The 6,829-nt window shown below is 59.6% G+C and carries 5 protein-coding genes and 1 pseudogene; 4 read left to right on the top strand and 2 right to left on the bottom strand.

The window, feature by feature from the left end; translation table 11 throughout:
- The first annotated feature begins 146 nt into the window (after positions 1-146).
- Positions 147-968 (top strand): aldo/keto reductase, encoded by an 822-nt coding sequence (locus tag HT737_RS25435; protein ID WP_182404237.1) that lies wholly within the window; start codon positions 147-149, stop codon positions 966-968.
- Positions 969-996: 28 nt separating this feature from the next.
- Positions 997-1,467, top strand: a complete 471-nt coding sequence (locus tag HT737_RS25430; RefSeq protein WP_095667002.1) for a DUF1810 domain-containing protein — start codon at positions 997-999, stop codon at positions 1,465-1,467.
- On the opposite strand, the gene HT737_RS25425 is transcribed toward HT737_RS25430, so the two are convergent.
- Complete coding sequence (locus tag HT737_RS25425; RefSeq protein ID WP_182404236.1) at positions 1,432-3,792, bottom strand: DNA polymerase II; 2,361 nt, start codon at positions 3,790-3,792, stop codon at positions 1,432-1,434. The two genes, HT737_RS25430 and HT737_RS25425, sit on opposite strands and share 36 nt — an antisense overlap.
- 342 nt (positions 3,793-4,134) lie before the next feature.
- Between HT737_RS25425 and HT737_RS25420 the strand changes: the two genes are divergently transcribed.
- On the top strand, positions 4,135-4,575 hold the full coding sequence (locus tag HT737_RS25420; protein ID WP_027613875.1) for a CBS domain-containing protein: 441 nt from the start codon (positions 4,135-4,137) through the stop codon (positions 4,573-4,575).
- 136 nt (positions 4,576-4,711) lie between these two features.
- On the opposite strand, the gene HT737_RS25415 is transcribed toward HT737_RS25420, so the two are convergent.
- Entirely contained in the window at positions 4,712-5,335 is a 624-nt protein-coding gene (locus tag HT737_RS25415; protein WP_047291518.1) for a glutathione S-transferase N-terminal domain-containing protein, read from the bottom strand.
- A gap of 1,081 nt (positions 5,336-6,416) precedes the next feature.
- On the opposite strand from HT737_RS25415, the pseudogene HT737_RS25410 reads away from it, so the two are divergent.
- Positions 6,417-6,829: pseudogene (locus HT737_RS25410) on the top strand (energy transducer TonB); the annotation flags it as partial.

Here is a 6,829-nt window from a genome sequence, read left to right as displayed (position 1 = left end):
CAACCCTGCTTCTTGGGGGGCGCTGCGCGCCCATCGGGGATAAATCCCCTCGCCACAACCCCGATCCACTCCTTTCTGGAGGCCATTGGAACCCCTGCGCTATCCTGCTGCCCACTAAGGTATGACCATCAGCACAGGAGGTTTGAATGCGTACCCTTGAACTGGCAGGCGTGCAGGTTCCAGTGATCGGCCAAGGCACCTGGCGCATGGGCGAAGACCGCTCGGCGCACTCGCGTGAAGTGTCCGCGCTGCGCCAAGGCATCGAACTGGGCATGACCCTTATCGACACCGCAGAAATGTACGCCGAAGGCGGTGCCGAAGCTGTCGTCGGCGAAGCCATCGCGGGCCTGCGCGATCAGGTGTTTCTGGTGAGCAAGGTCTATCCGCACAACGCCAGCCGCAAAGGTATCCCGCAAGCCTGCGAACGCAGTCTGCGCCGGCTCGGCACCGATTACATCGACCTCTATCTGCTGCATTGGCGCGGCCAGTATCCGCTGGAAGAAACCGTCGAAGCCTTCGAACGCCTGCGCGAGGACGGCAAGATTGGCCGTTGGGGCGTGTCGAATTTTGATGTCGATGATCTCGAAGAATTGTCTTCCCCGGCCTGTGCGACCAATCAGGTGCTGTACAACCTGGAAGAGCGCGGCGTCGAATTCGATCTGCTGCCATGGTGCCAGCAGCAACGCATGCCATTGATGGCGTACTGCCCGATCGGTCAGGGCGGTGCGATGCTGGCTGAACCGGTGCTGAACACGATTGCCACTCGTCACAAGGTAACCCCGGCACAGGTTTCACTGGCGTGGATTCTGCGTCAGGATGGTGTGATTGCGATTCCCAAGGCTGTGCGACCGGAACACGTGCAACTCAATGCACAAGCGGCGCAGTTGCAACTGGATGCCGGGGATCTGGCGGCGCTGGATCAGGTATTCAAAGCGCCACAACGCAAGCAACGGCTGGCGATGGTCTGAGTCGCTGGCCGTTGGCGAGGGCTTCGTCATGAGAAGCACTGATCAGTACGATCCGTTCAATCTGCAGCGTTTCGTCCAGGCGCAGGACCCGGTGTTCGAACGGGTTCAGCGCGAACTCGATGAAGGGCGCAAACGCAGTCACTGGATGTGGTTTGTGTTCCCGCAGTTCGCCGGGCTGGGTGGCAGCGAGATGTCCCGGCGTTACGCCATTCAATCCGCCGAAGAGGCGCAGGCCTATCTGGCCCACGACCTGCTTGGCGCACGGCTGCGCACCTGCACGCAACTGGTGCTGAACATCCGTCAGCGCTCGATAGCCGAGATTTTCGGCCACCCCGACGACCTGAAATTCCACTCCTCGATGACCCTGTTTGCGCAGTTCAGCGCCGACGACTGCCCGTTCGCTCAGGCACTGGAGCGCTACTTCCATGGCATCCTTGACGAATGGACGTTGCAGCTACTGGACTCAAAACAGGCCCAGTTGCCCCCCGATCAGGGTTGAAAAATCGTCATCGACGAACGGCAGAATCGCATCCGCCACCGGTTGCAGCTGGCGAGTGATGTAGTGGTCGTAGTCGATGGCGGCGCGGCGCACTTCCAGCGGTTCCGGCCCGGCGAGAGTGATGACGTAACTGATCCAGCCGCCATTCTGGTACTGCCGTGGGCGACCCTGCTGCGCGTTGTAATCATCGGCCAGCCGCGCCGCCCGCACGTGCGGCGGCACGTTGCGTTCGTAGTCGTCGAGGGTGCGGCGCAGGCGCTTGCGGTAGACCAGTCGTTCATCGAACTCGCCAGCCAGAGTCTTGCGCACGTAATCACGCACGTAATCCTGATACGGCCTGCGCTGGAAGATCCGTTCGTAGAGCTCCTGCTGAAATTGCCGGGCCAGCAGCGACCAGTCGGTGCGCACGGTTTCCAGGCCTTTGTAGACCATTTCTTCACTGCCGTCGGCGCGGGTCACCAGTCCGGCGTAGCGCTTCTTGCTGCCCTCCTCGGCGCCGCGAATGGTCGGCATCAGAAAGCGTTTGTAGTGGGTTTCGTACTGCAATTCGAGGGCGCTTTGCAGGCCGTATGCTTCCCGCACGTGCTCGCGCCACCAGTCGTTGACGTGCTTGACCAGCGCTTGGCCGATCTGCGCCGCCTCCTCCTGACCGTGCGCGCGACGCAGCCAGACGAAAGTTGAGTCGGTGTCGCCATAGATCACCGCATGGCCCTGCGCTTCGATCAGTTGACGGGTGCGCAGCATGATCTCGTGGCCGCGCAAGGTAATCGACGACGCCAGCCGCGTATCGAAAAACCGGCAGCCGCTGGAACCGAGCACGCCGTAGAACGCGTTCATGATGATCTTCAGCGCCTGCGACAGTGGCGCGTTGTGCTCGCGTTTGGCGGTCTCGCGACCTTCGGCGACGCGCGCGACAATCGACGGCAGGCAATGTCGGGTGCGCGAGAAACGCGCGCCGCGAAAACCCGGAACCGAATCGGCATCGTCCGGGTGCTGCAAACCTTCGATCAGCCCCACCGGGTCGATCAGAAAGGTGCGGATGATCGACGGGTACAGGCTCTTGTAATCGAGCACCAGTACCGACTCGTACAGCCCCGGCTGCGAGTCCATGACGAAGCCGCCGGGGCTGGCCTGTGGCGGATTGGTGCCCAGGTTTGGCGCAACGAAACCCTGACGATGCATCAGCGGCATGTACAAATGGGTGAACGCCGCTACCGAGCCGCCGCTGCGGTCCGCCGGCAGGCCAGTGACGCTGGCGCGCTCGAGCAAAAACGTCAGCAGTTCGGTTTTGGCGAAGATCCGCGTGACCAGTTCGCAGTCCTTGAGGTTGTACTTGGCCAGCGCCGGTTTGTCCTCGGCGAACATGCGGTTGATTTCGTCCATGCGCTGGTATGGGTTGTCGATCGCCTTGCCCTCGCCAAGCAGGGTCTGGGCGACGTTTTCCAGGCTGAACGAAGGGAAACTCCAGGTCGCCGAACGCAGCGATTCAATGCCATCGATGATCAGCCGCCCCGCTGCCGAAGCAAAGAAATGCGTGCGACTGCCGTGTTCGCGCCATTGCATCTCTTCACCGCCACGGCCGATTTTCAGCGGCACGCCGAGGCGCCGCGCGTGTTCGTGGAGGACGCGCAGGTCGAACTGCACGACGTTCCAGCCGATGATCGCGTCGGGGTCGTGGAGAGCGAACCAGTCGTTGAGCTTTTTCAGGATCAGCGTGCGTGAGTCGCAGTATTCGAGATCGAAGTCGACAATGCTCGCATCACCGTTCGGTGCGCCGAGCATGTACACCTGACGCTGGCCGCAGCCTTCCAGGGCAATGGAATACAGCTCGCCGGTTTCGGTAGTTTCGATGTCCAGCGATACCAGACGCAGTTGCGGTCGGTAGTTGGGGTCGGGTTTCAGTTGGGCATTGAGCAAGATGCCGTCGTCATCGGCACTGCCACTGAACAGCACCGGCGCGGTGATGAAGCGCTCCATCAGGTAGCGTTCCGGCGGGCGCACGTCGGCTTCAAAGACGTCGACCCCGGCGCGGTTGAGCGCGGTTTCCAGGCGCATCAATTGACCGTGTTGCTGGCAATACAGGCCCAGCACCGGGCGATGCTCGAAATCCTGCAGGGCCAGCGGGCGCAGCTCGACATTCTTTTCATCGTGCAGCAGACGTTCGGCTGCTTCGCGTTGTGCAGCGGGGATAAACGCCACTGACGTCTGCGGCGCCAGACGCACACGGCGCGGTCCGGCGTCGGTCGCCAGCCAGAACTCGACTTCGGTGCCGGCCGGGGTGTCGCGCCAATGCCGGGTCAGGACGAAGCCCTGCTGTAAATCCACCACTGCAACCTCAGGAATTGAATCAGAGGGGCATTCTACGCTGCCATTCAGGGGATAACCCCATACCCTGTGGCGAGGGGATTCATCCCCGATGGCCTGCGTAGCGGGCCCAAAACCATCCAGTGATATGTGTCAGAAAAATCCGGCTTCATGAGTTTGGGGCTACTTCGCAGCCCATCGGGGATAAATCCCCTCACCACAAGGTTTCCCTTCGCGCAGGCTCAGGGGTAGGTATTTTCGGCAAATGACGTTTTTTGCGTGCTATCTGCCGCTTTGCCACCTTGCCCTGCGCGCCAGCGTCTACGATGCTTGGAGAACAACGACAACACCTGAGTAACCACCATGAAGACCGTCGCCCAACTGCTCAAGCTCAAAGATCAGAAAAATCAGGAAGTGCACCATATCGATCCCGGTCACATGGTGCTCGAAGCGCTGATGAAAATGGCCGAGAAAAACGTCGGGGCCTTGGTGGTGATGGAAGATGACAAAGTGGTCGGCATCATCAGTGAGCGTGATTACGCGCGCAAACTGGTGCTGCACGGGCGCTCGTCAGTGGGCACACCGGTGCGCGACATCATGGTCAAGGACGTCATCACCGTGGACACCCACCAGACCGTCGACACCTGCCTGGGCATCATGTCCGACAAACGCCTGCGCCACTTGCCGGTGGTGGAGAACGGCAAGCTGATCGGCCTGCTGTCGATCGGCGACCTGGTGAAAGAGGCGATTGCCGAACAGGCCGAGCTGATCAAGCAGCTGGAGCAGTACATTCGCGGGGAATAAATCCCTCCCTCCTTTAGGAGTGAGCCCTGTGGTGAGGGGATTTATCCCCGATGGACTGCGTAGCGGTCCCAGCTTTTTTGGGGGTGCTTCGTGCCACATCGGAGATAAATCCCCTCACTACAGGATCTTGTGGTGGTCAAACCGGCCAATGCCGGGCGAAGACAGGCGCCAGCACCGGGTGCCGGTCAATGCGCTGCAACCATGCGTAGAACCCGGGGCGGGTCTGGCGCAGGTGCTCGCGACTCCCCGACCAGCGCGTCACCACCGCTGCCAGCACATCTAGGGCGCCGGGCGTCTCATCGTCCAGGTACAACTCGGCGGAAAACTGATCGGCAAATACTTCCCAACTCCAGTGCAAGCGCTCGCGGGCACCGGCCATCAGATTCTGTCGTGAGGCTTCGTCCGGCATCACCAGCCAGCGCTCTGGGTAATCGATGACGCCGATGGCTGCATAGCAATTGCTCGCGATGTAGACCATGCCGCGAATCGCCTGATCGCGATCAGCCGCCTTGGCCGGCAACAGACCGGACTCGGGAAAACTCAGGCCCAGATGAATCAGAATCGCCACACTCTCGGTGATCGCACTGCCATCGGGCAACTGCAGGGTCGGCACCTGTTTCAGTGGATTGAGGCGCGCCAGGGCTTCGGCCGCCTCGCTCGAAGCTTCGATATCGATGAAGCGATAGGCGATCTGGCATAACTCCAGCGCTGCTTCGATGGCTGCAGCACCCGAATTGCGATGTCCGTACAGTTGATACATGCCCCCTCCTCGATCTCGACGGATCTGTGTAGCCCTATTTATAGCGGGTGTATCGGCTTTGGCACGTTTTTCCCATGCATTCGCGACTTGCGAATTCAAACCCCGCAAAACTGCGCTGGCGGTGCCCATCCCGCACCAAGAGCAATCATCGAACGCTATCCGCGTTCTTGTAAGGTGCGATACCGGACCAAAAGTTCGCGTATCCGAACTGGCAACAAGGAGGTCACTGCGTGAATCTTCAATCGTTCTGCCGTTTCACGGCCTGTTTATACCCATCCGCGCAATGTCGAGTTCACCTGAACAGCACCGGCCACCCGCGCATTTACGTCATTACCTGAACCTGATAACCGACCACTCTGCTGGCGCTGAATAATGCACCGACGGCAGCGTGGTATTTATTTTTTAAATAAGACCCATGAAGTTGTTGAGCCAGCACTGAGTTAATCAGCGACTGCCAAATTGTCGAACAATAACTTCAATTGATTTTTTAATTGCACCAAAAGCGTTCCTGCACACGCAACTAACGCAGATCCGGAATACTGATTTCATTTAAACAAAAACAAGGAACATGCGCCGTGACCCGCTAAAACATTGACCCGCACCAAATCAGTCCGTCGCGCACCATCAAGCGCCCTGGAGGACCCGAGCTCAGCGGCTCTATCTGGCTAATCCGGCCGATACGGCGCCCGGTCTGACTCGCCTGCAAAAAAGCCCCGGCGTTCGGGGCCGCGGACAGTCATGCACTAAATAAAATGGGGACCGTCTGTAAAATTTATATAAATGCGACATGGGTAACAGCCATGAAATAACCGCGCTACATTTCAGCAATATTTGGCACAGCGGTTGCAAAATGAATCACGACCATTGAAACAATCCATACCGATACAGAACAACACCAGGGAATGGCGAATGAACAAACGAAGTCATTGGCGTTAAGCAGTAAGCCTGCACAAGCCTATTCAATAGATAGTTCAACTATCGGCTTGCGTACACCCAAAAGAAAGTTACACCCACCCACTCGAACATCAACGAAATGTTCGGACGGCACCTTATTGCCCTTCATCAACCCGAGGGAGCTTTAATGAACGATGCGGTAAAGCACAGAACCCTGCCGGGGCCGTTACGGGACGCGCCAGTCCCGCCACCACCGGGCAGACCGGCCTTCACGGCCAACACTTCGCAGCCCGGCGGGTTGAACAAGCAGCAGATGCTGTTGCTGGTGGCGGTATCGGCACTGATACACGGCGGTGCCTGGTGGTTTTTCCAGCAGACCCGGCCCGAGCCCCTGCCGACGCCGCCGCAGATTCCGGAAATGACCGTCGAGCTGACCAGCCCGACGCCACCGGCACCGCCCACACCGGAACCACCTCCGCCACCGCCGCCCCTCCACCTCCGGAACCGGAACAACCGGTGGAGGACGAAGACGCGGTCAAGCCACCGCCGAAACCGGTGGAGAAACCCAAGCCGATCGAAAAACCGAAACCGCTCGAGAAG

Source organism: Pseudomonas sp. MD195_PC81_125 (genome assembly GCF_014060985.1).
Lineage (GTDB): Bacteria > Pseudomonadota > Gammaproteobacteria > Pseudomonadales > Pseudomonadaceae > Aquipseudomonas > Aquipseudomonas parakoreensis.
The sequence above is the reverse complement of the archived record's forward strand: the minus strand, read 5'-3'. Positions and strand labels throughout refer to the sequence as shown.